Below are 23033 nucleotides of genomic sequence, written 5' to 3' on the forward strand. Positions count from 1 at the left end.
GCCCCGCTAACGGCGGCCTTTGCGCGTTCTAAATCGCCCCCGGCCCGCCCGCGTGCAGCCCGCGCCGCAGCGCGGTCAGGTGCTCCAGGGCCACGCGGTGCGGCTCGTCGCCGTCCGGCTCCGGGGTGCCCGCCCAACCGCCGAACGCGTGGTACGCGCCGCGGAAGTTGTGCACCTCCACCGGCACTCCGGCCCGCGCCAGGCGGAGCCCGTACAGCAGGCCCTCGTCGCGCAGCGGATCGAGCCCCGCGGTCGAGAGGTACGCCGGGGGCAGGCCGCCCAGGTCCGCCGCGCGCGCCGGCGCGGCATGCGCGGGAAGTTCGGCCCGGCCGCCCAGGTACAGCTCCCAGCTCTCCCGCGCGAGGCGGCGGTTCCAGATCGGCGTGTCCGTGAACGCGGCCATCGAGTCCGTTTCCAGCCGGTCGTCCAGCACCGGGGTGCTCAGGTGCTGGAAGACGAGGGCAGGGCCGCCCCGGTCCCGGGCGAGCAGAGTCAGACCGGCGGCCAGACAGCCCCCGGAGCTCGCCCCCGCGACCGCAAGGCGGCCGGGGTCCGCGCCGATCTCCGCCGCGTTCCCAGCGGTCCACTCCAGCGCGGCCCAGCAGTCGTCGAGCCCCGCCGGGAACGGATCCTCCGGCGCCAGCCGGTAGGACACCGCCACGACCACCGCCGGGGCGAACACCGCCGCCTGGGCGGCCGAGTGGTGCACCGAGTCCACGCTGCCGAGGACGAAGCCCCCGCCGTGGATCCACACCACGGCGGGCAGCGCCGCCCCCGCCCCGGCCGGGCGGTAGATCCGCACCCGCACCAGGGGCTCCCCGGGCGCGCCCGGAATCCATCGCTCCGACACCTCGGCCCCCGGAACCGCCGGGAGTTCACCCAGCGGCCGGGGGCCCGCACGGTGGTCGGCGACCGCGTCGGCCAGCCGTCCCGTCACCGGCATGATCAGGCCTCCAGAGCGATGGCCTGCGAGGGGCAGAGCGCCACGGTGTCCCGCAGCCTCGCCTCCTCGGCCGGACCGTCCACCCGGTCCTCCAGGACCAGGACCGTGCCCTCGTCGGACTGGTCGAAGCGGTCGGGGGCGGACAGGACGCACTGCCCCGCGCCCAGGCACCGCTGTGTATCGGCCTTGATGTGCATGGCTTCCGGTTCCCTTCTGATCACCACGAGGCGGCAGACGTGCTCACCACGTGACGGGCAGGCGCCAGATGCCCTGGACCCCGCCCGGTTCCTTGACCGGCAGCTGCCCCGAAGGTTCGGCGAGGCGCAGCCCCGGCAGCCGGCGGAAGAGTGTGGACAGCGCGATCTCCATCTCGGCCCGCGCCAGGTTCTGGCCGATGCACTGGTGGACTCCGTGCCCGAACGAGATGTGGTGGCGCGCGCCGCGCCCCACGTCGAAGGCGTCGGCGGCCGGGAAGGCCGCGTCGTCCCGGTTGGCCGAGGAGATGACGACGATCACCCCGTCACCCGCCTTGATCCGGTGCCCGCCCAGCTCCGTGTCGGCCGTCGCGAACCGGGCGACCCCGTCGGCGATCGCCATGTACCGCAGCAGCTCCTCGACGGCGCCCGGCAGCAGCGTCTCGTCGGCGCGCAACGCCGCCAGCTGCTCCGGGTTCTCCAGCAGGGTGAGCACACCGAGCGCGATGGCGCTGGCGGTGGTCTCGTGCCCGGCCACCAGGAGCAGCAGCGCGATGTCGACCAAGTCGCGCCGGTTCAGCCCGCCCGAGGACAGCTGCTCCGCGATCAGGGTGTCCAGCAGCCCGTCGCCGGGCTCCTGCTCCTTGCGACGGATCAGCCCGTCGAGGTACGAGGCGAGCTGGGCGAACGCGTCGGCGCTGTCCTCCAGGCTCGTCGTCCCGGTCACCACCCGCCGCGACTGCTGCTCGAAGAAGGCGTGGTCGGTGTACGGAACGCCGAGCAGTTCGCAGATGACGACGGACGGCACCGGCAGGGCGAAGTCCGGGACGAGGTCGGCGACCGGGCCCTTGGCCTCGATCGTGTCGATCAGTTCGTCGACCAGCCGCTGGATGCCGGGCCGCAGCGCCTGTACCTTGCGGACGGTGAAGTTGGTGAGCAGCATGCGCCGCTGCACGGTGTGCTCCGGCGGGTCCATGCCGATGAAGTTGCGCACCTTGCGCGCCGACTCGAAACGCGGGGCCGTGGCCGGATAGTGCGGATGGACCCGGTCGGAGGAGTACGTGGCCGCGTCGAGCAGGACCTGCCGCGCCTCCGCGTGCCCGCTCACCGCCCACACCCGGCGGCCGTTGTACAGCTCCACCAGGGAGACGGGCCCCTGGTCGCGGTAGGCGTCGTAGCCGGCGGGCGGCTGGTAAGGGCAGCCGCGGGCCTGCGGGTAGGCGGGCAGTTCGCGTGCGTCGGCGGGTGCTTCGGTACCGGCCTCGGTCATTCCCCGGCCTCCAGGGCAGTGAGTGGGACGACGGCGGGCGCGGGGCCCGCCGGCTTCTTCGCGCGAGGAGCACTGAACCGCCGTACGGCAGGGGCCTCGACCCAGCTGTACAGAGCGAGGGCCAGGGCCAGGGCGGTCAGCAGGGCGGCGAGCAGCAGCGCGGCCGCCGCGGCGCCGGACAGGTTCTCGTCGGCCACGAGCCACTTGTGGCCGTACGTCACCACCAGCCCGTGCACCATGTAGAACGCGAACGACAGCTCCCCGAGCCGCACCAGCACCCGTCCCCGGAAGGGCGAGGCGGTCTCCCGGGCGTCGGCCTGCGCGGCGGCGACGACCAGCGGGGTCAGCCACAGGGCGCCGGTGCCGGCCACCCCGTAGAGATACGGCACCGAGGAGTTGAGCACGTACCCGCCGACAGCGATCACGGCGGCGGGCAGCAGTCCGATCCGGGGCAGCGCACCGGTCAGCACCAGCCGCGCGGCGATCATGCCGAGCACGAACTCGATCGCCCGGACCGGCGGGAAGAAGTAGACGGACCAGATCTGCTCGAAGGACAGCGAGCCGTCCGCGATGAACGGCAGCGGAGTCCCGGCCACCATCCAGCTGCTGACGGCCGGGACCAGGACGGTGAGAGCGGCGAGCACCCCGGCGAGCGTCCACAGCCGGCGGGCGGAGAGCCGTTCCAGGACGGGCAGCAGGAAGGGGAAGGCGAGGTAGAAGAACAGCTCGCACGAGAGCGACCAGCTGACGGCGTTCATCGTGTTGGGGACCTGGATCTCCGGTATCCACGCCTGGACGAGGAAGAGATTGGCCAGGACGCCCTTCGTGGTGAACACCTCGGAGGCCGCCGCCATCAGGAAGGCGGCGGCGGCGAGCGTGACGAGGTGGTTGGGGAAGATCTTCACCAGTCTGCGCCGCCAGACCCGGGGCGCGCCCTCGGCGGGACGCGCCGACCAGGTCAGGACGAATCCGCTGAGCACGAAGAAGAACGTCACCCCGTAGAACCCGGCGTTGGCGAAACAGTCGCTCAACGCGCCGCCCAGATCGCCGCCGATGAACCGGGTCTGGAACGTGGTGTGGAAGGCGAAGACCAGCAGGGCCGCCAGGAAGCGCATCCCGGTGAGGGACGGCAGCCTGGCGGCCCGCGGCCGGTCGGGTGCGGGCGGGGTGGCGGTGGAGGGGACGGGTGACCCTGGCATGGCTGATGGCCTCCGGCTTGTCCGAAAGTGGCCCGCTGAGGCTCGCAGTCACGTGTTGGCCGGTTCTAAAGCCGCTCTACGGCGGTACGCGCCCGTCGCGGCACGGCCTCCAGCAGGGCGCGCGTGTACGGATGCGCCGGCTCGGCGAAGACCCGCTCCACCGGGCCGGACTCCACGATCCGGCCGTCCTTCATCACCAGCACCCGCGCGCACACCTCCCGGACGACCGCGAGATCGTGCGAGATGAAGAGCGTCGCCAGCCCGAGCTTCTCCCGCAACGACCGCAGCAGGTCGAGCACTTGGGCCTGCACGGACACGTCGAGGGCCGACACCGGCTCGTCGCACACCAATAGCCGGGGCGAAGGTGCCAGGGCCCGCGCGACGGCGACCCGCTGACGCTGCCCGCCGGACAGGGCGAGCGGCCGGCGCTCCAGGTGTTCCGCGGACAGACCCACGTGCTCCAGCAGCCGTACGGTGCGCTCCCGGCGTTCCGCGCGTGCCACCCCGGCGGTGGCCAGGGCCTCGCCCACGATCCGGGCCACGCTCCAGCGCGGGTCGAAGGCGCTGAGCGGGTCCTGCGGCACGAGCTGCACGGTGTGCCGCCGCTCCCGGCGGTCCCGCTCGCGCAGACCGCTCCACGGCGCCCCGCCCAGCTCCACCGTGCCCCCGTCCGGCGCGGCCAGCCCCAGCACCATGCGGGCCAGCGTCGACTTGCCCGAACCCGACTCGCCGACCAGGCCCACCGCCTCGCCCGGCCGCAACGCGAACGACACCGCGTCGACCGCCGTTCTGCGGCTGCCCCGCGCCCCCTTGAACACCTTGGTGACCCCGCGGACGTCGAGCAGCGGAGCGCTGCCGTCGTCCGGTGCCGCGACGGTGCGCCCCCGGCGCGGAGCGCTGCCGGGAATGGCCGCCAACAAGCCCTTGGTGTAAGGGTGTTCCGGCGCCTCCAGCACCCGGCCGACCGGCCCGGACTCCACGATCCGGCCGTCCTTCATCACGGCGACCTCGTCCGCCAGCGCCTCGACGACCGCCAGGTCGTGGCTGATGAGGAGCAGCCCGGTACCGCCGTCCTTCAGCTCGCCCAGGAGCGCCAGGACGCGCGACTGGACGGAGGCGTCGAGGGCGGTCGTCGGCTCGTCCGCGATCAGCGCACCGGGTTCGGCCGCGATCGCGGAGGCGATGAGCGCCCGCTGCCGCAGTCCGCCCGAGAGCTGGTGGACGTAGGCCCGCGCGCGTTCCGCCGGTTCGGGCACCCCGACCCGCGCCAGCAGGGCGAGCACGCGGGCCCCGGCCTCCCTGCGCGGGACGACGCGGTGGGTCAGCAGCGGCTCCGCGATCTCCTTGCCGACGGGCCGCAGCGGGTCCAGGGCCACCAGCGCGTCCTGGGCGACGAGGCCGACGCGCCGGCCCCGTACCGCCCGCCACTCGCGGGGGCCGAACTCCCCGGCCTCGCGGCCCGCGACGCGCAGCCGGTCCGCGGTGACCCGGGCGGTCGGGCCCGCGAGGCCGAGCAGGGAGCGGGCGAGCGCGCTCTTCCCGGAACCCGACTCGCCGACGACCGCCAGGCACCGGCCGGCGTCGAGCGAGAACGCGGCGTCGCGCACCGCGTGCACCTCGCCGGGTCCGGTGCCGAAGCGCACGTTCAGTCCGGCGACCTCGAACAGGGGGGTCGTGGTCGATGCGGTCGTCATGAGGCGGCCCGTCCTTCGGCTCGTGCCTGTGCGTGGCGGCCCACGACGGTGACCGCGAGGACCGTGGAGACCAGCAGGAGGCCCGGGAAGAGCGCGATCCACCACGCCTGGTCCAGGAATCCCTGGCCCTCCGTGAGCATCGCCCCCCACTCGGGCGTCGGCGGCTGCGCGCCCAGGCCCAGATAACTCAGCGCCGCCCCGGTCGAGATGGATGCCCCGAGCGTGACCGTGGCCAGCACCAGGAGCGGCCCCAGCGTGTTCGGCAGCACATGGCGCAGCACGATCAGCGGACGCGGCACCCCCAGCGACACGGCGGATTCCACGTACCCGGACCGGCGCACCACCAGTGCCTGCGCCCGCACCACCCGGGCGAACCCGGGCGCCGTCCCCACCGCGACGGCGATCGTGGTGCCGAGCACCCCCTTGCCGGCGATGAGCACCACCATCAGGGCCAGCAGCAGCCCCGGCAGCGCCAGCAGCGCGTCGGCGGCGCGCATCAGCACCGCGTCGCCGAACCGGCCGGACAGCGCGGCGGCCAGTCCCCACACCACGGCGAGCCCGACCCCGGCACCCGTCGCCGCGGCGCCGATGGCCAGCGAGTAGCGGGTGCCGTGCACCACCCGGGCGAAGACGTCCCGCCCCAGCTGGTCCGTGCCGAACCAGTGCGCCCCGCCCGGCGCCTGGAGCGCGTGCACCGGGTCGGTGTCGGTCGGGCTGCCGTGGGCCAGCAGCGAGGGGGCCAGCGCGGCGAGCAGGATCAGCCCCAGCAGCACCGCGGCGGCCAGTACCCCCGGCCGCACCCGGCCCCGACGGGTCCTGCGGACCGCCGCGACCGGTGCCCCGGCCCGTACGGCCTGTTCGACGCTCATGCGGCGGCCACCCCCGTACCCTTGCGCAGCCGTGGATCCACGACCACGTACAGCAGCTCCACCACCGCGCCGACCAGCACGAACACCACGGCCGACAGCGCCACCACGCCCTGCACCACGGGCAGGTCGCGGTCGCCGACCGCCTGGAGGGTGATCCGGCCGATGCCCGAGCGGGCGAAGACGTTCTCCACCACCACCGCGCCGCCCAGCAGCGTCCCGGTGAACCAGCCGGTCAGGGTGAGCGCCGGCAGTGCGGCGTGGCGCAGCGCGTGGCGCGAGCGCACGGTGTGCTCGGCGAGCCCGCGCGAGCGCGCGGTCAGGCTGAACGGTTGCTCCAGCGCCCCGAGCAGCCCCTCCCTCAGCACCTGCGTGAGAACCGCCCCGATCGGCAGCGCCAGCGTGATCACCGGGAGGACCAGCGAGCGGGCGTCGCCGCTGTCGGAGACCGGCAGCCAGCCCAGCCGGAACGAGAACACCGTCAGCAGCATGATCCCGAGCCAGAACGAGGGCGTGGACACCACCAGCAGCTCCACCGCCGACGACACCCGGCGCGGCCACCGGGAACGCCCCGACGTCAGCACGGTCACGGTCGCGGCCAGCACCACCGCGACCAGCGAGGACCAGAGCGCGAGCTGCGCGGTCGGCCCGATCTGATCCGCCAGCACCGAGGAGACCGGCTGCTGCAACTGGTAGGAGTCGCCCAGCTCCCCGGTGGCCAGCTGCTTGAGGTACGCGCCGTACTGGACGAGCGGGGAGCGGTCCAGGCCGTAGTGGTGGCGGATCTCCTCGCGCTGCTCCGCGCCGACCAGCGCGTTGGACCCGACGATCGCGCTGACCGGATCGCCGGGGATGAGGTGCAGTGCCAGGAAGGCGCAGGTGGCGGCCCCCCAGACAACGAGGACGGCCGCCCCGGCCCGGGCCGTGACGGCCCGGACCGCGGCGGATATGTGCGGTGGTGTCATCGGCCGGCCTCGACCCAGGCGGCGTAGAACTCCGGCCACGCCGACAGGGACAGCCGAAGCCCGTGCACCTTCTTGTTCACCCCGACGGACGCCTTCTGGACATAGGCGGGGACCACCGCGGCGTGGTCGATCGTCCACTTCTGCACGTGCGCGTAGTACGCGGCGCGCTCGTCCGGGTCCGTGGTGCCCTGCGCCTTCTTCAGCCAGGCGTCGACCTGCGGGTCGGTGACCTTCGCGAAGTTGTGCCCGCCGCCCTCGGACGACTCGGTGGACAGGAAGAAGCTGCTGAGGATGTCGCCGTCACCGCGCGCCCAGGACGTCTCGACGACGTCGTAGCGCCCCTCGTCCAGTTGGGCGGAGACCGCCGTCGCGTCGGTCGAGGCGGCGAGCTTCAAGTAGATGCCCGCCTTCTTCAGATCGCCCTGCACGGCCTGCGAGAACACCGATGCCTTGCCGTAGACCGGGGCGACCACGGTCAGTCGTGCGCCGTTCTTCGTGCGGTAGCCCTCCGCGTCACGCCCCTTCCAGCCGGCCTGGTCCAGGAGCCGGCCGGCGAGTGCCCGGTCGTAGGGCCAGCTCTTCTCCAGCGCGGAGTCGTAGCTGTGCGGGGTGGCGGGGGACAGGGTGCTCCAGGCGCGGGTGCCGGTGCCCTGGAACACCGACTTCACCAGGGCGTCCAGGTCGACGGACCGCTGGAACGCCTTGCGTACACGCTCGTCGGAGAAGAGCGGGCTCCTGGTGTTCAGGTAGAACGTGTCGACCGCGCCCGGCACGTCCTTCGTGACCACGTCCAGCCGGGCGTTGCGGCGTACGGCCGCGATCTGGTTGGCCGGCAGCGCGGCCACCGCGTCGACCTGACCGGACGTCAGCGCGCCGACCCGCGTGGCGTCCTCGGTGAGGAAGCGGATGGTGAACGCGTCCAGTCGGGCGGGCCCGCTGTGACCGGCGTCCTTCGGGGCCCACGCGTAGGCGGTGTTCCTGGTGTAACCGCGCTTCTGGCCCCGGGTGTAGGCGCCGGCCCGGAAAGGCCCCGAGCCGACGGAATCGGTGCCCGCGCAGAGCTTGTCGGCGCCCGCCTTCAGGGAGGCGGGCGAGGCTATGCCGAGATAGGTGGTGCTGGCCGCCTGGAGGAAGGGGGCGTACGGACGGCTGAAGCGGACCTCGACCTCGTACGTCCCCTTCACGGTGGTGCCCTTGTACGGGCCGAGCAGCCCGGCCGCGTACTGCGACCGGGTCGCCTTGGCGGTGATGTGGTCGAAGTTGGCCTTCACCGCCGCCGCGTCCAGGTGCTTCCCGTCGTGGAAGGTCACGTCGTCGCGCAGCTCGAAGGTGTACGTCCGGCCCCCCGCGGAGGTCTTCCACGACTTCGCCAGCCACGGTTCCAGCTCCCCGTCCGGGGTCTGGTAGACGAGCGAGTCGAAGACCGGGCGCTGGACGAAGGCGGTCACGTCCTGCGCGCTGGTGTGCGGGTCCCAGCAGTCCGGCTCCTGCTGCGCCGCGTAGGTGAGGCTGCCGCCGCTGCGGGGCTTCGCCTGAGCGGCCGGCGCGGCCCCGTCGTCGGAACTGCACGCGGTGACGGCGGCGAGGAGCAGGACGGACAGCAGAGCTGCTCTGCGGGGAGTGCGGCGCGGGTGGGGCGGGTGCATAGGGGACTCCGGAACGTGAAACGGGGTGAGGGGGGCGGACGTACTGTCGCCAGGCCGTCTAAAGCTGGGCTGAAACGCCCTCGGCGGAGCCGGGCCGCACCTCGTGCGCCGCGTGCGCCAGCAGCTCGAACGAGCGCAGCCGGTCCGCCTGGTCCGGTACCACGGTCAGCGCCATCAGCTCGTCGGCCCCGGTGCGTGCCACCAGCTCCGCCAGCTTGTCGCGCACGGTGTCCGGAGCCCCGATCAGCTGACGCCCGGCCAGTTCCTCCAGGAACTGCAACTCCGGCCCGGCGTAGGTGTACCCGGCCGCGCTCCGCGCCGAGGGGAACGCGTCGAAGCGGCGTACCGTCCGCATCTCTATCTTGCCGAGCAGGTAGGGCGCCGCGACCTCGCGCGCGGCCCGGTCGGTGTCGGCGACGGTGACCAGCGCGGAGATGAGGGTACGCGGCCGGTCCAGGTACGCCGAGGGCCGGAAGGACTGCCGGTAGCGGTCCAGGGCGTACGTGGTCGCGTGCGGGTTGATCTGGTGGGCGAAGGCGTACGGAAGCCCCAGCGAGGCGGCGAGTTCGGCGCTGGCCGGGCTGGACCCGAGCAGCCACAGGTCGGGCCGGCCGTCGGCGGCGGGCACGGCGGTGATGGGTGAGGCGGGGGCGGCGGGCGCGAAGTAGCCGTTCAGCTCGGCCACTTGCTCGGCGAAGTCGTCGGCGCCGCGCTCCGGGGCGCGGCGCAGGGCGCGGGCGGTGTGCGGGTCGGTGCCGGGCGCCCGGCCGAGTCCGAGGTCGACGCGGCCCGGGTGCAGCGCCTCCAGGGTGCCGAACTGCTCGGCGACCACCAAGGGCGCGTGGTTGGGCAGCAGGACGCCGCCGGAGCCGACGCGCAGGGTGGTCGTGGCGGCGGCCAGGCGTCCGGCGAGGATGCCGGGCGCGGAGGTGGCGAGGCTGGGGGTGCTGTGGTGCTCGGCCACCCAGTAGCGCAGGTAGCCGAGAGCCTCGACGCGCGGGGCCAGGGCGACGGTGTCGCGCAGGGCCTGGGTCGCGGAGCCGCCCTCGAAGACGGGCACCACGTCGAGTACGGACAGGGGAATGCCGGTGGGACGGCTCATGGAGACCTCCGGGAGGAGCGCGCCGCCGGGCGGGTGGCCCGGCGGCGCGGGGCGGACGTACGGGTGCGGGAAGGGGCGGGGCCGGTCTCAGGCGTGGTCGGTGACCGGCTCCGCCTCGGCGGGCGTCTTCTCCGGCGTCTCGACGGCGGCCGGTTCGGGCGTGGGCTTCCCGGGCAGCAGGAGCCCGGCGGCGAAGACCACGACGGCCGCGGCGACCGGCCACCAGAAGGCGTGGGAGAAGGAGCCGGCGGTGGGGGCGGCGTGGGAGCCGCCGCCCTGGAGGATCAGGGCGACGACGGCGATGCCGAGGGAGGCGCCGATCTGGTTGAGGATGAAGACCGCGCCGGTGGCCCCGGCGACCGACTCACCCGGGACCGTCTTGTAGACCGAGCCCATGGTGGGCGCGCCGACCAGGCCCATGCCGAAGCCGGCGGCGAACTGCGCGGCGGTCAGGGCGACCTGGGAGGTGCCGGAGCCCGAACCGGTGAAGACCAGGGCGCCGACGCCGATCAGCAGCGCACCGGTCGGGACCAGCCTCCGGGCACCGACCTTGTCGGCGAGGTTGCCCGCGATCGGCATCCCGATCAGGGTGCCGAGGCCCAGCGGAGCGAGCAGCAGCCCGGACTCCAGGACGGAGTGCCCGTGGACCTGCTGGTAGTACAGAGGCAGCAGGAACAGCAGCGAGAACAGGCCGCCGCCGAGCAGGAACATGGTGGTCACGCTCGCGCTGAACCCCTTGCTGCCGAACAGACGCAGGTCCAGCAGCGGGGTGACCGAAGTACGCAGCGCGTGCACGGTGTACGCGACGAACAGGGCGACCCCCACCACGAGTCCGACGATCACCCTCGTGCTGCCGAAGCCGTCGCCGCCCGCCTGGGACAGCGCGAACACGATCGCGGCGAAGCCGGGGGAGAGCAGCGCCACGCCCAGCGCGTCGAACGGCACGGGGTCGCCGCTCGGCGGCGGATCGGCCGGCAGCACCCGGATCGCCAGCACGATCGCGGCCAGCGCGAACGGGATGTTGACCAGGAACATCCACTCCCAGGAGAAATTGTCCAGCAGCAGCCCGCCGATGATGGGGCCGACCACCGGGCCGAGCGTGATCGGGACGGAGACCAGGCCCATGACCCGGCCGATCCTGGCGGGTCCGGCGGCGCCCGCGACGACGGTCATCATGATCGGGTCGACCATGCCGCCCCCGAAGCCCTGGACGATACGGAAGGCGATGAGGCTCTCCGCGTTCCAGGCGAAGGCGCAGAGCGTCGAGCCGATCAGGAACACCGAGAGGCCGAGCAGCCACATGCGCTTGGCGCCGTAGCGGACCACGGCCCAGCCGGCCAGCGGGATCGCCAGGGCGACCGCGAGCAGATAGCCGGTGGTGACCCACTCGATGGTGGCCAGCGTCGCGTGGAACTCGCCGCCCAGCGTGCTGATCCCGACGTTGACGATCGTCGCGTCCAGGTACGACATCATCCCGCCGAGCACCATGACGCCGACGAGCGTGAGCAGTGCGGCATCGAGCCGGGCAGGCCCGCTCTCCGCCGGCTTTGTTTCAGACACGGCAACTCCTTTGAACCACTCTACCCAGAAAATTTAACTGGGTAGTAAAAACAGGTGGCTGGCACGGTAGCATGGGCGCATGAGCGTTGGCGAGAACGAAGAGACGGCCGGGCGCCCCGCCGAACGGGGGCGCCTCGACAAGCGACGGGCGATCGTGGAGGCGGCCCTGCGGGTCTTCGCGCAGGTCGGCTACGCCCAGGCGAGCCTGGACGTGATCGCCGCCGAGGCCGGGGTGTCGAAGCCGACGATCTACAACCACCTGGGCTCGAAGGAGAAGCTCTTCCGGTACGTCATGACGGAGACCGCCGCCCGGTCCAACGCCAAGACCCTCGACGTCCTCACCGCCTTCCCCGCCGACCCGGACCAGCTCCGCCCCGGCCTGGAGGACCTGGCCACCAAGCTCGTCGACTGCTACTGCGACGAGCAGTCCGAGGCCGTGCGCCGGCTGCTGTACGCGGAGGCCCTGCGCTTCCCGGACCTCTTCGACGCGGTACGGGCCAGCGGGCCCAACCAGTTCACCGAGGCGCTCGCGGGCCGCCTCGCCCGGCTGGCCAACGCCGGGCACCTGCGGGTCGAGGACCCGGTCAGGGCGGCAAACCAGTTCATCGCGCTGGTCTACGACGAGCTGCCGGGGATGAGCGCGCTCGGCACCCGGCCGCTCGACCCGGCGGAGGTCGCCGAAGTCGTCACGGCGGGTGTCGACACCTTCCTGCGCGCCTTCGGCGCCGACGCCAAGGCCCCCGGCGCGGTCAGCGGCTGAGCCGTCCGTACGACCCCCGGAAGAACAGCAGCGGGTCGCCGTCCTCGACCGCGTCCAGCCGGTGCACCCGGGCGACCACGATCACATGGTCGCCCGCCGGGTGCTCCGCCTCGATGGAGCACTCCAGCCAGGCCAGCGCGCCTTCGAGCACCGGAGCCCCGTCCGGCGACCGGCCCCACGGCATCCCGTGGAACTTGTCCCCGCCGGTCACCGCGAGCCGGGACGCGGCCTCGCGCTGCCCGACGCCCAGGATGCTGATGCCCAGAAGCCCGCCGGCCCGGATGCGCGGCCAACTGGTGCTGGTCTCCGCCACGCAGAACGAGACCAGCGGCGGATCGAGGGACACCGAACAGAAGGAGTTCGCCGCCAGCCCCGACCGCACACCGGTCACCGGGTCCTGCGAGGCGACGGCCACCACTCCCGTCGCGAACCGCCCGAGCACGTTGCGCAGACATCGGGTCCCGCCCTCAGGGGCTCTCGTGCCGGTCATCCCCGCTTCCCTCCGTACCGCAGTCGTGCGAACTCGCGCGTCAGCGCGAGCCGTTGCTCTCCGTATCCGCCGCGCATCCGCAGTACCGACAGCAGCGTCCACAACCGCGTCTGCGCGAAGTGCGACGGGGAGCCGTGCACGTCGTCGTGGGCCAGCAGCCGCACCCCGCGCACCCGCTCCCGCAGCAGCCTGGCGTCGCCCGGCGGGATGATCTCGTCCCGCAGGCTCGTCACATGCGCCACCGGAATCCGCAGCGCCGCCAGCTCGTCGGGCGTCAGCGCCCAGTCCCGGATCAGCCCGTACACCTCGTCCGGCTTCGTCCGGGTCAGATGCGCCAGCGTGTCCGTCGTGACCCGGGGCACCGTCCGCTGCCACGTCGTGTCCGTGAAGAAGTCGCGCAGCGGCGCCCCCGCCCCGACGACCCCGCTGATCCGGGCGTCGTGCAGGGCGGCCCGGAGCGCCAGATGACCGCTGAAGCTCAGCGCCAGCGCGTACGTCCGGGAGGTGTCGGCCCGGCCGCCGACCGCGTCGAGCAGGGCCGGGAACATCTGCCAGCTGTCCGCCCCGTACAACAGGGTGTTCTCGCCCACCCCCGGCATCTCGGTCACCACCCCGGCGAAGCCCAGCGCCGCCAGCTGGAGCAGCACCGGCGCCCACTGCTCCTTGACGGACACGATCCCGCCGGTCATCACCAGCAGCGGCTTCGGGTCCGAGGCGTCGAGCCCCGCCGTCCAGCAGCGGATACGGCCTCCGGCGAGGTCGACGTCCAGCCGTTGCACCGTCGGGACGTCGGACCGCCAGATGTCGAAGGCAGCCGTGCACCGCTCCAGCGCCTCTTGCCGCGCGGCGCCGTCCACGAATGGAAAGCGCGCCATGTTGTAGTGCACACAGGCGTCGAGCGGTCTGCCCTCGGCCTCCAGCCGTGCGCCCTCGGCGCTCCACTCGTGCACCCAGGAGCCCGGTGTGCCGTCCCCGTCGTCGGAGATCCGCGCGAGCAGCGGGTCGTAGTGCTCGGACGGCAGCCCCTGCGAACGGGTGTGCGCTACCACGAAGTTCTTCAGTTCCGCGATGTCGTTCATACGCTCTCCAGCGCCTCCTTGACCTCGGTCAGTACGTCCGCCGCCTCGGCCCCGTCGATGACCCGGTGGTCGAACGCGAGACTGAGCCGCAGCACCGGTGCCACCACGATCCGCCCGTCCCGCACGACGGGCCGGTCCAGGACCCTGCCCACACCGAACGTCGTCGTGGTGCCGCCCACCGAGTGGAAGGAGTCCACCGCGCGGTGGCCCAGTGAGGTGACCGCGAACGTGCCGTTGAGATGGGGGCGCAGGGCGAGCGAGTGCGCCGCCTTGCGGAACGCCCTGCGGCCCTCGGTCCAGCCCGCCCGGTGCAGCTTCCGCACCCCTTCGAACTCGGGCAGCCTCTCCGGGTCGCCGTCCCTGACGCGGGCCAGATGCTCCTGGATGGCCGGCAGTTCGGCCTCGTGGACGTCGGGCACGATGGTGCCGAGGACGACCCGGCGGCCGTCCAGGACGCGGTCCAGGGCGACCTTCCCGTTGACGAACGGGTAGTGCGCGATCCGGGGCCGGAGCGGTCCTCCGCTCACCGCCGCGTTGGCGTCCGGATGCTTCGCGAGGACCCGGCCGGCCGCGCGCAGCACGTACGAGGTGGTCGAGTAGCGCACGCCCTCGCTCCCCAGCGCGGACGCCCGGTGGGCGAGCACCCGGCTCATGTCGACCTCGGTGTCGAGGAACACCGGCGAGAAGTCCCGGATCACCTCCAGGAAGAACAGCGTGTGCCGGCGCTGGCGGGGCAGCGGCGCACCGGCCTGCTGGGCGTCGCTCACGGCGCCACTGCCAGCAGGTACACGTCCCGCAGGCTGGTCGCCTCCAGGACGTCGGCCAGCGGCAGCGAACGGCCGGTCTCCCGCTCCAGCACCGTGCACAGCGCCAGCAGGTGTACCGAGTCCCAGGACTCCACGGTGTCCAGCCCGCGCCCCAGGTCCTCGGCGGTGACGGGCAGGGCGAGTTCGTCGCGCAGCAGCGTGACGAAGTCATCGACGGTCTTCACGGGAGGTCCCTCTCGAAGCGCGCGGTCAGTCGGATGTGGTCCACGGGGGCGGCGGCCGGCCGGGAGGTGAGCCGGAAGTCGGCCGAGGCGTCGTCGGCGCGCACCGTCCCGAAGCCGGCCCTCGGATAGAAGTCCGCCACCTTGCCGTTGCGGGCGGTCCGCACATACCCGGCCCGCACCTCCTCCGCGCCCTCGTCGAAGGCGTGCTCCAGTACGGCGCCCAGCACCGCCTGCTCGATACCGCGCGAGAAGACCCGGCAGCTCAGCAGGAAGTTCTCGATGTGCAGCACCCCGGCATCGCGCCGCAGCAGCACCGCCCCGACCAGGCCGTTGTCCCCGAACCGGTCCGCCGAATCGATCGCCAGCACCCGCGCCGCCGGGTCCTCGCGCAGTGCCCGTACTTCGGCCGGCTGGAGCCGCCGGGTGGTGAGGTTGAACTGGTTGGTGCGCAAGGTCAACTGGGAGATCCTGTCGGTACGGGCCGCGTCCACGGGGGCGAGGGCCACGGAGATGTCCAGCTCGCGCAGATAGCCGTCGAGCGAGTCGAAGGTGTGCAGGAAGTCCTGCCGGGCCTGCTCCTCGCGATAGCGGGCCGGGCGGGCCCGGTCCTCGGCGGTCAGCGCCCGTACGTCGAACCAGCCGTCGGCGAGGAGACGTTCGACGTGCAGCGCGGGCTCCTCACTCACCTGGAGGACCGTCGCACCGGGCAGCTCGCGGCGCACGAGGCCGCACTCGAAGGCGCTGTCGTCCACGAACACGAAGCTGTCCGTGGAGAGGTTGAGATCGGCGGCCAGCTCGGCCAGGTTCTCGTGCTTCGGCCGCCAGTTGGCCCGTACCTGTACGAAGTCGTCCTCCCGCAGGGTGAGGTCCGGGTGCTCGCGCAGGGTCTTCACCACCGGCTCCCGGTCGTTCTTGCTGACCGCCGCCAGCAGCACTCCCTGCGAGCCCAGCTGCTTCGCCACCGCCTGGAAGCGCCGGAACGCCTCCCCGCGGTAGCTTCCCGCCACCTCGATCCCCTCCGGACCGGCCTCCCCGAGCACCCCGCCCCACACCGTGTCGTCCAGGTCCAGGGCGAGCACCTTCTTCGTACCGCCCGCCGCCTGCCGCGCCAGATGGCCGACCTCGCGGGCGTATCCGGCCAGCAGCGCGTCCGACAGGTGCGCCTTGGCGTAGACGCTCTGCCGTACGTCCCGGGCGGGCGTCCCCTCCGCGAGCAGCGGGTCCAGATCGACGGTGACCACCTCGGGCCGGGTCTCCGTCAGCCGCAGCAGCCGCGCGTTGGCCTCCCGCCACACCGCGCCGAGCCGGGCACGGGCACCCAGGTCCACGAGCTGGGCGGTGAGTGAGCGGGGGAGCGGGAGCGTGTTGAGGACGAGCGTGGCGCCCCGGGCGGCCGTCGCGAAGACCTCGGCGGCCCGCTCGACCAGGGCCGTCTTCTCGGCCAGGACGCGTTCCACGTCCTCCACCCGCCAGGGCAGCGGCAGTTCACCGGCCACCAGGTCAGCGTCCAGCACGCACAGGACGAGCGCGGGCCCGGCGGCGTACAGCGCGCTGCCGGGGTCCGCGAGGTCGAAGACCCAGCTGTCGAAGTCGGAGGGCCGCACCCGTGCCAGCAGCCCGTGCCGGGCCAGCTCCCCGGTGAGCGCCGGCACCAGCGCGGTGAGCGTGCCGTGGCCGGTCACCGCGATCAGTGGCGCGGGCGTGGCGGGGTGGGCGGCGAGCACCCGGTCCGGGTCGAGCCGGGCCAGCAGCCGGCCCGCCCGGACGAGCGCGTCCCCGGCCAGACCGGCCACCAGGCCCCGTACGGCGGGGTAGTCCTCGGCCGTGATCTCCCGCAGCTTCTCGGCGGTCGCGTCGGTCACGGTGTCAGTTCCCTTCCAGGGCGAAGCCCGCCTTGAGCCACTTGCTGGACTCGATGGAGATGCCCACCGCACGCCGCCCGCCCGCCAGCCGGGCGAGCGCCCGCTCCAGCTGGAGGAAGACGATGGCGTTGCCGCAGTTTCCGGCGTCGTCCACGCAGGAGACCGCCTCGGCGTCCGGCAGCCCCAGCCCCTCGGTGATCAGCCGGGTCATCCGGCCCGACAGCTGCGGTGGCAGAAGCAGGTCCACGTCCTCGCGCGCCCAGCCCAGGCCGTCCAGCAGCTCGTCGAGCACCTCGCCGGCCATCACCGGGACGTGCCGCTCGATCGCCTTGTAGTCCTCGGTCGCGGCGGGCCGGTCGCTGTCGTGGTCGGCGGGGCCGAACCATTCCAGAACCGCGCCCGGCTCCCGGCCGAGCCCCACCAACCGGCTGAACAGCGCCCGCACCGAGGCGGACCCCGGGCCCGGCTCGGTGGACAGCACGGCGGCGCCGGCCGCGTCCCCGAAGAGGACGTAGTTCACCAGCTCGGCCGGTGCGGTGGTGCGCAGGTCGGCGTCCAGGTCGTAGAACCTGGCGATGACGTCGCCGCCGAGGACCAGCGCCGTGCGGGCGCTCCCGGCGCGCAGCAGCTGCTGGGCGAGGTCGAGCGCCTGGACGGCGCCGGAGCACCCCGACTGGAGCTGATAGCTCCGTACGCCGTCGACGCCCAGCCGGTCCGCGACGATGTTGACCGTCGCCGGCATGAGCCGGTCCGGTGTCGCCGTGCCCAGCACGATCGCGTCCACCCCGTCCGGTCCCAGACCGGCCCGGTCCAGGGCGGCGCGCCCGGCCTTCTCGGCCAGGTCCGCCAGCGAGAAGGTGAGCTTCCCGGAGTCCAGGTCCAGCGCCAGGTGGCGCGAGGCGGTGCCGATGAAGACATCCACCCACTGCTGCCACAGCGCGTCCATGCCGAATCGCCGTGCCAGCGTGGCGTTGTCCAGCGGCGCGCCGGGAAGCGCGGAGGCCGCCGACCTTATGTACACGTCCCGACCCGTCATGAGGGCCCTTCCTCGCTCGTACGGAACCGGCCTCAGTCGGACAGCAGGATGCGCGCCTCGGCGGAGGCCCTGACCCCGGTCATCCGCCAGGTGCGGAAGCCGCGCAGCCCCTCGTAACGGCCGCCGGTCCCCGTCGCCGGATAGTGCACCCACTCACTGGTGCGCACGTCGTTGAAGTCCGCCCACCCCTCGGCGTGAATGGTGCCGTCGTCGAGCGTGATGTCCTCGGTGTAGTAGGTCAGCAGCCCGCCGTCGCCCGGCCGCACGTACTCGATGCGGAACGAGCCATGCGAGGTGCCTATCAACGTGCCGTCCTCGTCGAACAGTTCGTCGTCGAACGTGCCGGTCTGGCCCACGCTCGGATCGGCGACCTCGACATCGTCGACCACCTTCACCACGACTTCCCTGGGGACGCGCAGCACGATCTGGTCAGCCATCTGACGGTTCCTCTCGATGGGAAGGGGATACGGACCCGGGCGGTGGCGCCCAGGCGATCAGGGGAGGCGCGGCGAGACGCGCGCCCGGCCCGGTGAGGGCGTCCGTCGCGGCGCGGGCCGCGTCCGGGGAGCATGCGGACGGGAAGAAGACCTCCGCGGCGGGCTGGTGCGGCCGGGCGAGCACGGACCAGAAGCCGTGCCGTGTCCAGGTCCCGCTGTTCACCGGGTCGTTGTCGGAGAAGGTGTACGGGGCGTACTGGGCGCCCGTCGGGTCCGGCTGCGTGAAGCGGCCCCAGAACCCGTTGTAGAGGTGCTGGTCCAGGAGGTGCGCGCTGCGCAGCAACTGGTACGCGCCCCGGTAGCGGAACGGGTTCACCGCCGCCGCCTCGCCCGACGCCGATACGGCCCCGTGCGGGGTGTAGCGGTAGCGGGCGGCGAGCCCGCCCTCCTCGTCGATCAGCGCGAGGACGGAACCCTGCTGGTCGGTCACCGCCCAGTAGTGGCGGCCGGTCGCGGTGAGGACGGCGAGCAGGGTGCCGTCCGGGGTGCGCACGTAGTCGGTCGGCACCCCGTCGTCGCTCGTGCGCACGATCCCGAGCGCGGAGTGGGTCAGCACATGGGTGACGGTGCGCCCGTCCACGGTGGTCTCGGTGATGCGGCGCGGTGTCTCCTGACCGAGCCCGTCGTAGTCCACGTCCACGACCCGGACGCCGCCGAAGACACCGGTCAGCGTCTGCTGGGTGGCGCTGTAGCGGAACGAGCCGGTGGGGTTCGTCTCCTCGGTGAAGTTGCCCGCCCCGTCGTACGCGAACCGGGTCTCGCCGAACCGGACGACCTGGCCCGCGTCGTTGAGCGTGAACTCCGTCGATCCCAGCCGGCGCAGATGGTGGGCGCCGTCGTACGCGAACGTCGTGTCGCCCGCCCGCACGAGGCGCCCGAGCCCGTCGTACGCGAAACCGGTGAACTCCCCGTCGGTCACGGCCCAGCGCAGCCGGTCACTGTCCGCGCCACCGCCCGAGCTGTACCCGTACTCCGCCGACAGCAGCGTCTCGCCGCCCGGCCCGCGCACCGTGAGCGCCGTCCGGCGGCCGGAGGCGTCGTACCGCAACTCCTGCACGGCCGACCCGAGTTCGACGCGCACTGGTCGCCCCGCCGCATCGCGGACGAACCGCGCGGTGCGGCCGGCCGGAGTGGTGACCGTCTCGGTGCGGCCCGCGCCGTCCAGGCCGTAGCGAGTGGTGCCGCCCGGGGTGGTGAACGAGGTCGGCGCGCCCTCGGAGTCGTACACCGCACCCGTCGCCTCCGGAGCGGAACCGGCCTCGCCGGTGCGCACCGACGCCGTCAGCCGGTCGCCCCCCGCCGTCCTGACCCAGCCGAACGCGTAGGACCAGCCCGGACCCGACTTGCGGACCACCCGGCCGAGCGCGTCGCGAGCCAGGACGAGCAGCGTGCGCCCCGCGCTCTCGTCGGTGACCTCCGCCAGCCGGCCCGCCGGGTCGTGCCGGTGGCCGATGCGGTCACCGGCCCCGCTGGTCACCGAGGTGACCCGGGACAGCCCGTCGTACCCGAATACCGTGCGGCCCAGCGGTGCGGGCGGGGTGACGGAGGTGAGGTCGCCTGCCGCGTCGTAGCCGAAGCGGGTACGGGCCCCGTTGCCGTCGGTGATCTCCGTGAGCCCGCCGTGGACCGGGTCGTAGCTCCGCCGGTCCACGTCCGCCCCGCGTCCGGCCGCCCGGCTGCGGACCGGGCGGCCCGCCGCGTCGTACTCCAGCTCCAGTTCGCTGCCCTGCGGACCGCGCAGCGAGGTGAGCGTCCCGCCGCCCTCCAGCGGGGTGTACGCGACCCGGGACAACGCCCCCGTCGGCAGCCGCAGCGACACCGGCCGCCCCTGCTCGTCGTAGGTCCGGGTGAGCGTCGCGCCGGTCGTGTCGGTGACGGATACCCGGCGGCCACCGGCGTCCCGGGTGCGGACGAGGACCTGGCCCGACGGGTGCTCGACGGCCGTCGGCCGGCCCTGCGCGTCGAAGACGTACCCCGTGCGCAGCCCCGTGGGCCCGGTCACCAGCGTGCGGTCCGTCCCGTAGTCGAACGCCGTACGCGCCCGGCCCCCGGGACCGTCCCAGGAGAGTTCCGAGACGGCGAACATGCCGTCGTAGGAGAGGTCCACGGTGTCGCCGAGTGCGTCGGTGACGCGCACCAGCCGCCCGTCCGCGTCCCAGAGGAAGGCCGTGGTCGCCCCGTCCGCCCCGATGTGCCGCTCCAGCCGTCCGGAACGGTCGTACGCGAACGAGGCGGCCTCCGCCCCCAGTGGGTCGACGATCTTCGTCACCCGGCATTCGGCATCGCGGTGCAGGGACACCACCCGGCCCCGGCCGTCCGTGAACGTCACCGGCTCGCCCGTGGCGTCGGGCTCGAAACCGGGGCCCGCCCCGTACGACCAGCCGGGGCCGAAGCCCCGCTCCGCCCGGGAGTGGCTGCGGTACTCGCGCACCAGCCGCAGATGGCGGGCGCCTCCGGCGACGACCAGGTCCAGCTGGCGCACGATCAGTTCGCCCTCGTGCAGGTCGACCAGCAGCTCGCAGCGGTCTCCGAGGGCGAGGCGCCGCGCGGCGCGATGGGCGGGCAGGTCCCGGGGCGTGGTCACGGGAGGCTCCTCAACTGGGCCGGCGGGGAGGCGAATCAGCGGGTTTCGATGGAAGCCAGGCTGCTGAGGGCGTCTAAAGCACCTCTAAGGTCACCGGCAGCGCCCGCCCGGAACGCACCATGAAAGTTCTGTTACAGAACGATTCACGCCGCCACCCGCGCCTACTCTGGCGAGAGCCAAGGCAGTTGGGTGTCTCCGCGCGCCGGGAGAGCGGTCGCGCGGACCGGGGGAAGGGACCTGCTTCATGGGCATCACCACCATCACCGGGCCGGGCACCGCGGCGGCCGTCCGCGCCGCCGAGACCGCACGGCTCGACGGCCTCCTCCGGGCGGCCCGGGACGGCCGTCCGGCCATCGTGGAACTGGCGGGCGACCCGGGAACCGGCAAGACCGCCCTCCTCACCGCACTCACCCGGGAGGCACGCGCCCAGGGACTCGCCGTGCTCCACGGCCGCTGCGCCGAGGCCGAGACCGGGGTGCCGTTCCACCCCCTCGTCCAGGCCCTCACCATCTGGCAGAGCGCCGCCACCCGGCCGGCAGCGGTCGCGGCGGCCACCGCCGCCCTCGTCGACGCCCTCACCGAACTCCCGCCCGGAGCCGAACAGGGCGCCTGGCGCTCCCCGTTCCTCGCCGAAGTGCGCCGCCTGCTGGCGACCGGTCCCGCCTCCGCGGCCGACGGCACCCTGCTCGTCCTCGACGACTTCCACTGGGCCGACCCCGGCTCGATCCGGCTCCTGGAGACCCTGGTCCGGTGGCCCCTCGACCGCGGCCTGCTGGTCGTCGTCGCCCACCGCCCCCGGCAGGCGCCCGTCCCCCTGCGCGCGGTCCTCCAGCAGGGCGGCGAGACCGGGGCCGTCGAGTCCATCGGCCTGGGCCCGCTGACCGAGGAGCAGTGCGGCGCACTCCTCGGCCTGGACCCGGACGACCCGGAACTGTCCGGCCTCCACGCCCGCGGCGACGGCAACCCGCTCTACCTCACCGCCCTTGCCGAGGCCGGGCCCCGGGCCGGGGACACCCTCGACCCCGGGACCACCGGCGCGCTCGGCGCCCGGCTGCTCGCGGAGACCGCGCTCCTCGCGTGCACCACTCGCACGGTGATGCACGCCGCCGCCGTCCTGGGCAGCGTCTTCGACATCGACGCCGTCGCCGAAGTGGCCGGCACGACCCGCGACGACGCCTGCCGGGAGCTGTCCGGCCTGCGCCGCCGCGACCTGGTCCGCGCCACGGACCGACCCGGAGTCCTCGCCTTCCGCCACCCCCTGCTCCGGGGCTGCCTCTATGCCGACGCCGACCCCTGCTGGCGCTCCGCCGCCCACCGCCGCGCCCGGGACCGGCTCATCCGCCTCGGACTGCCGGCCCTCGACATCGCCCCGCACATCGAGCGCGCCGGATCGGGGGTACGCCCGGCCGACGGCGAGGTGCTGGCCGCCGCCGCCCACGCCTGCGTCCAGGCCGGCCGGGCGGCGGACGCGGCGCACTGGCTGACGGCCGCGTTCCGCCTCCGGCGCCGGACGGGGGGCGACGCCGGGGCCGGAGGCACGGATCTCTGGAAGCAGGTGGTCCGGGCCTTGGCGGCCGGAGGGGACGCCGAGCGCATCATGTCCCTGCGCGCGGACATCCTCGCCGGACCCGACGGCCGGACACCCGAGGACCGCGCCCGCACCGCCGCCTTCCTCGCCGCCGTGCTCGCCGGCACCGGTCACGACGAGGGGGCGCAGGCCCTGCTGACCGCCGAACTCCGCACGGCCCAAGCCGCGTCGGCCGGTTCCGGGCTGATGCTGCGGGTCCACCAGCAGCTGGCCAAGGTGCTCGCCGGCCAGGTGCCCGCCCGCACCGACGTCGAGATCCTCACGCACCGCACGGGCGCCGCCGACCCCGTCACCCTCGGCGGCGCCCTCAGCCTCGCCGGGCTGTGCGCCGTGCTCGACGCCGACATGTGCGCGGCCGAGACATCCCTGGACGCGGCCGCCCAGGCCCTGGACGAGCTGGACACGGGCCGCGCGGCGGGTGACGCGGAGGCCGGCTACCTGCTGGTTCTCAGCTGGGCCGAGGCCCTGATGGGCTGGTACGGCCCCGCCCACGGGCATGCCGAACGCGCCCTGACCGCCGCGCGCGCCCGGGGCGACGCCCACCTGCTGCCGCCGCTGCTCGACACGCTCGGCTACGTGCACTACCAGAGCGGCCGGCTCGCCGACGCCCTCGAAGCCGTCCAGGAGGGCACCGCCGTCTCCCGCGCCATGGGCCGCGGCGACCACGCCGCCCTGTCCGCCGCGGTGAGCGCCGCCGCCTGGGCCCA

20 protein-coding genes are annotated in these 23033 nt (G+C 73.6%); 2 read left to right on the forward strand and 18 right to left on the reverse strand.

What is annotated here, in order from left to right:
- Nucleotides 1-28 precede the first annotated feature (28 nt).
- From G3I41_RS25125 to G3I41_RS25170, 10 genes are all read right to left on the reverse strand, one after another.
- Nucleotides 29-943 carry an alpha/beta hydrolase gene (locus G3I41_RS25125; RefSeq protein WP_164402649.1) on the reverse strand — a complete coding sequence of 305 codons (915 nt, stop codon included), beginning with the start codon at nucleotides 941-943 and terminating at the stop codon, nucleotides 29-31.
- A 2-nt stretch (nucleotides 944-945) separates the two neighbouring features.
- On the reverse strand, nucleotides 946-1140 hold the full coding sequence (locus G3I41_RS25130; RefSeq protein ID WP_018522878.1) for a ferredoxin: 195 nt from the start codon (nucleotides 1138-1140) through the stop codon (nucleotides 946-948).
- A 43-nt stretch (nucleotides 1141-1183) separates the two neighbouring features.
- Nucleotides 1184-2407: a cytochrome P450 gene (locus G3I41_RS25135; protein ID WP_164402650.1), complete on the reverse strand. Its 1224-nt coding sequence runs from the start codon at nucleotides 2405-2407 to the stop codon at nucleotides 1184-1186.
- Nucleotides 2404-3606, reverse strand: a complete 1203-nt coding sequence (locus G3I41_RS25140) for an acyltransferase (RefSeq protein WP_164402651.1) — start codon at nucleotides 3604-3606, stop codon at nucleotides 2404-2406. The genes G3I41_RS25135 and G3I41_RS25140 overlap by 4 nt, the downstream gene beginning before the upstream one ends.
- Before the next feature lie 65 nt (nucleotides 3607-3671).
- Nucleotides 3672-5300, reverse strand: coding sequence for an ABC transporter ATP-binding protein (locus tag G3I41_RS25145; RefSeq protein WP_164402652.1), 1629 nt, complete (start codon nucleotides 5298-5300; stop codon nucleotides 3672-3674).
- The gene (locus G3I41_RS25150; RefSeq protein ID WP_164402653.1) at nucleotides 5297-6169 is read right to left on the reverse strand and encodes an ABC transporter permease; all 873 of its coding nucleotides are present in this window, start codon (nucleotides 6167-6169) and stop codon (nucleotides 5297-5299) included. Before G3I41_RS25150 ends, G3I41_RS25145 begins: the two co-directional genes overlap by 4 nt.
- On the reverse strand, nucleotides 6166-7131 hold the full coding sequence (locus G3I41_RS25155) for an ABC transporter permease (protein ID WP_164402654.1): 966 nt from the start codon (nucleotides 7129-7131) through the stop codon (nucleotides 6166-6168). The genes G3I41_RS25150 and G3I41_RS25155 overlap by 4 nt, the downstream gene beginning before the upstream one ends.
- A complete protein-coding gene (locus G3I41_RS25160) occupies nucleotides 7128-8777 on the reverse strand; it encodes an ABC transporter substrate-binding protein (RefSeq protein WP_164402655.1) in 1650 nt (549 codons plus the stop codon). The genes G3I41_RS25155 and G3I41_RS25160 overlap by 4 nt, the downstream gene beginning before the upstream one ends.
- A 58-nt stretch (nucleotides 8778-8835) precedes the next feature.
- Nucleotides 8836-9879 carry an LLM class flavin-dependent oxidoreductase gene (locus G3I41_RS25165; protein WP_164402656.1) on the reverse strand — a complete coding sequence of 348 codons (1044 nt, stop codon included), beginning with the start codon at nucleotides 9877-9879 and terminating at the stop codon, nucleotides 8836-8838.
- Between the two features lie 87 nt (nucleotides 9880-9966).
- The gene (locus tag G3I41_RS25170) at nucleotides 9967-11439 is read right to left on the reverse strand and encodes a DHA2 family efflux MFS transporter permease subunit (protein WP_164402657.1); all 1473 of its coding nucleotides are present in this window, start codon (nucleotides 11437-11439) and stop codon (nucleotides 9967-9969) included.
- Between the two features lie 79 nt (nucleotides 11440-11518).
- On the opposite strand from G3I41_RS25170, the gene G3I41_RS25175 reads away from it, so the two are divergent.
- The gene (locus tag G3I41_RS25175; protein WP_164402658.1) at nucleotides 11519-12199 is read left to right on the forward strand and encodes a TetR/AcrR family transcriptional regulator; all 681 of its coding nucleotides are present in this window, start codon (nucleotides 11519-11521) and stop codon (nucleotides 12197-12199) included.
- Here the strand turns inward: G3I41_RS25175 and G3I41_RS25180 are convergent.
- Genes G3I41_RS25180 through G3I41_RS25215 form a run of 8 tightly spaced genes read right to left on the reverse strand, consistent with a single transcriptional unit; the run spans nucleotide 12189 to nucleotide 20738 of the window.
- The gene (locus G3I41_RS25180) at nucleotides 12189-12689 is read right to left on the reverse strand and encodes a flavin reductase family protein (RefSeq protein WP_020573000.1); all 501 of its coding nucleotides are present in this window, start codon (nucleotides 12687-12689) and stop codon (nucleotides 12189-12191) included. The two genes, G3I41_RS25175 and G3I41_RS25180, sit on opposite strands and share 11 nt — an antisense overlap.
- Nucleotides 12686-13768, reverse strand: coding sequence for an alpha/beta hydrolase (locus tag G3I41_RS25185; protein WP_164402659.1), 1083 nt, complete (start codon nucleotides 13766-13768; stop codon nucleotides 12686-12688). The genes G3I41_RS25180 and G3I41_RS25185 overlap by 4 nt, the downstream gene beginning before the upstream one ends.
- The gene (locus tag G3I41_RS25190; protein ID WP_164402660.1) at nucleotides 13765-14535 is read right to left on the reverse strand and encodes a 2-oxo acid dehydrogenase subunit E2; all 771 of its coding nucleotides are present in this window, start codon (nucleotides 14533-14535) and stop codon (nucleotides 13765-13767) included. Before G3I41_RS25190 ends, G3I41_RS25185 begins: the two co-directional genes overlap by 4 nt.
- On the reverse strand, nucleotides 14532-14759 hold the full coding sequence (locus G3I41_RS25195) for a hypothetical protein (RefSeq protein WP_018522891.1): 228 nt from the start codon (nucleotides 14757-14759) through the stop codon (nucleotides 14532-14534). The genes G3I41_RS25190 and G3I41_RS25195 overlap by 4 nt, the downstream gene beginning before the upstream one ends.
- A complete protein-coding gene (locus G3I41_RS25200) occupies nucleotides 14756-16621 on the reverse strand; it encodes an HAD-IIIC family phosphatase (RefSeq protein ID WP_164402661.1) in 1866 nt (621 codons plus the stop codon). Before G3I41_RS25200 ends, G3I41_RS25195 begins: the two co-directional genes overlap by 4 nt.
- Before the next feature lie 4 nt (nucleotides 16622-16625).
- Nucleotides 16626-17657 (reverse strand): 3-oxoacyl-ACP synthase III family protein, encoded by a 1032-nt coding sequence (locus tag G3I41_RS25205; RefSeq protein ID WP_164402662.1) that lies wholly within the window; start codon nucleotides 17655-17657, stop codon nucleotides 16626-16628.
- A 32-nt stretch (nucleotides 17658-17689) separates the two neighbouring features.
- Nucleotides 17690-18094 (reverse strand): hypothetical protein, encoded by a 405-nt coding sequence (locus G3I41_RS25210; protein ID WP_164402663.1) that lies wholly within the window; start codon nucleotides 18092-18094, stop codon nucleotides 17690-17692.
- Nucleotides 18087-20738 (reverse strand): DUF6531 domain-containing protein, encoded by a 2652-nt coding sequence (locus tag G3I41_RS25215; protein WP_164402664.1) that lies wholly within the window; start codon nucleotides 20736-20738, stop codon nucleotides 18087-18089. Before G3I41_RS25215 ends, G3I41_RS25210 begins: the two co-directional genes overlap by 8 nt.
- A gap of 244 nt (nucleotides 20739-20982) precedes the next feature.
- Between G3I41_RS25215 and G3I41_RS25220 the strand changes: the two genes are divergently transcribed.
- A partial coding sequence (locus G3I41_RS25220) for an AAA family ATPase (protein ID WP_164402665.1) occupies nucleotides 20983-23033 on the forward strand: 2051 nt, incomplete at its 3' end.

Source organism: Streptomyces sp. SID9727, assembly GCF_010550605.1.
GTDB lineage: Bacteria > Actinomycetota > Actinomycetes > Streptomycetales > Streptomycetaceae > Streptomyces.